Origin of the sequence: Yersinia pekkanenii (assembly GCF_001152565.1) — a bacterium.
Lineage (GTDB): Bacteria > Pseudomonadota > Gammaproteobacteria > Enterobacterales > Enterobacteriaceae > Yersinia > Yersinia pekkanenii.
In genome coordinates, this window is sequence record NZ_CQAZ01000149.1 from 1 (window position 1) to 1,884 (window position 1,884).

The window sequence follows — 1,884 nt, forward strand, 5'->3', positions numbered from 1 at the left end:
TTTCAGCAGTCTGAGGCTGTTAGTCATAACGGCCTTTTTACCACTGTTTTGCACAAATCTTCCAGCCAGCTTCCACCCGCTTTGCTAGCCATGAATAATAGTTCTGCTAACCGATATCCCGACCTATGCGAAAGAGAAGTTGATGTTCAGCTTTGGAAAGGGGTTGGATCTGTTGAGGCTGTGGACTTATCATGGGCCGACTTTAGTGATGGTCTTATTGTTGCGAAGGAATATGTAAGATTTATACTTGTTAAGTAGAGTTATAAATTTTAATTATGGAATAATAAATATGAAGCAGTTTAAGGGAACAGGTTTTTATCTCATTAAAGAGCAGATTTATAGTAAGTCTGGGCTTCCGACACTCGCTAATACCATCGGTCCTACAACTATTCAGGTTGTGAAGTCTGTTTATCAATTAATGAATGAGCAAGATTTAATTTATAAGGGATCATTGTTAGACTCTAATAATAATGTAGGCCTATGGGATAGGTTTAAAATCGGCTTTGGTATTGATGTTTCTGAAAAAGATAAGTAGAATGGAGATTCAATATTCATGATTGAATACTGTGGGTTTAGCACTTTTATAACGCCAGTAGATGGTTTTGATAGAATTTTACCAAAGTGGTTTACAAATAAACATAATGCTAGCGTGCCAACACCATACAAGTTCGGACGTGACCCTATTAGTGATGTAAACCTATACCGCAATCTCAGTGCTAAATTTTTTGTTAAAAATGGTGGAGATGGAATTCCTGAATCACTGGCGAAATATAATTCCAAAACAAAAGAATTAAAAATAATAAATTCAGAACCTGAATTTTTATTAATAATAAAATCTTTAACGAAAATAAAGGGTGGTAAATATATTTTATAAAAAACGGCTTGTTATTTATATAGTAAATTTATTATTACTGATGACATGACAAGCCAGCAAGGTATTGAGAAATATGTAACTTGGTTGTTCTTTCCTTTTATAATTCTCATTAAAAAAATGAATATTATTGGAATAATCAAATAAATAATGAATATTTTAATGTTCCAATATATCATGTTTAAAGCTATTAAAAACAGTAGGCTTGATACTATTTGATATGCTTTTATTTCTTTTTTTATAAAAAAATAACTTATAAAAAAATAAGAAAAGGAAAATGATGTAATAATCAACGTACTCATATTTACAAAACTCTCATATCCAAAACAAGATGCTTTATCATATCACCCCATACTATAGGTAGTGGTGACTTAAATGCTCTTTTAATCAAACATCCTCTTGAGATCCCTTGTTTCTGTGCGTAACCTCATGCGCAGAAACGAAAAAAACCGCCTTTCGGCGGATCTTTGAACTAGTAACTCTCGGATCTGGACGGTAACTGAACTATACGGGTACAGTCACCAAATTCATTTGAACAGTGTAGCCGCAAGTCTTCAAGTGTAATTTTAAGTTCACACCACCTCCCTTCCTAAACCCAGTTACCAATGGCTGCCGCCACTGGTGAGTTGTCGTGCCTATTCCTTGCCAGATGATGGAAACCTCGTTCTTTATGTCCCATGAGTCGCTAATCCTCACCAAACGGCCATGGTATCTGTTCCTGCGTGGCAAGCTGTTTATTGCTCTCAGTCGGAATGCGTTGCGGGCCGCCGACCAGTTTGAAATCCCACCCAATCGTGTCATAGAACTGGGAACACAAGTGGAGATTTAATTTGCAGGGCCGTTATGATTAACGGCCTGAGGTGAATGACAAATCTATTTATAGCTCAGTGAGTTAAGGGTTGACCGCACCTCGGGGCGCTCCGATGGCTTACGCCATTACAACCCCAACGGCCCGTTTCCCCTTCATTTGACTTTTTCAGCAGTCTGAGGCTGTTAGTCATAACGGCCTTTTT

3 protein-coding genes and 1 pseudogene are annotated in these 1,884 nt (G+C 37.0%); all 4 read left to right on the forward strand.

The window, feature by feature from the left end; translation table 11 throughout:
• The coding region (locus AEP37_RS27080) for a hypothetical protein (protein ID WP_049615588.1) at nt 1-258 on the forward strand (258 nt) is incomplete at its 5' end.
• 31 nt (nt 259-289) lie between these two features.
• Nucleotides 290-535, forward strand: a complete 246-nt coding sequence (locus AEP37_RS23465) for a hypothetical protein (RefSeq protein ID WP_049615589.1) — start codon at nt 290-292, stop codon at nt 533-535.
• An 18-nt stretch (nt 536-553) separates the two neighbouring features.
• Entirely contained in the window at nt 554-874 is a 321-nt protein-coding gene (locus AEP37_RS23470) for a hypothetical protein (RefSeq protein WP_049615590.1), read from the forward strand.
• A 634-nt stretch (nt 875-1,508) separates the two neighbouring features.
• Nucleotides 1,509-1,700: pseudogene (locus tag AEP37_RS25500) on the forward strand (KUP/HAK/KT family potassium transporter); the annotation flags it as partial.
• Between the last annotated feature and the right edge of the window lie 184 nt (nt 1,701-1,884).

Coding starts and splice junctions, on each gene's coding strand:
- AEP37_RS23470 (WP_049615590.1), top strand. CDS start 554: ATGATTGAATACTGTGGGTTTAGCACTTTTATAACGCCAGTAGATGGT.
- AEP37_RS23465 (WP_049615589.1), top strand. CDS start 290: ATGAAGCAGTTTAAGGGAACAGGTTTTTATCTCATTAAAGAGCAGATT.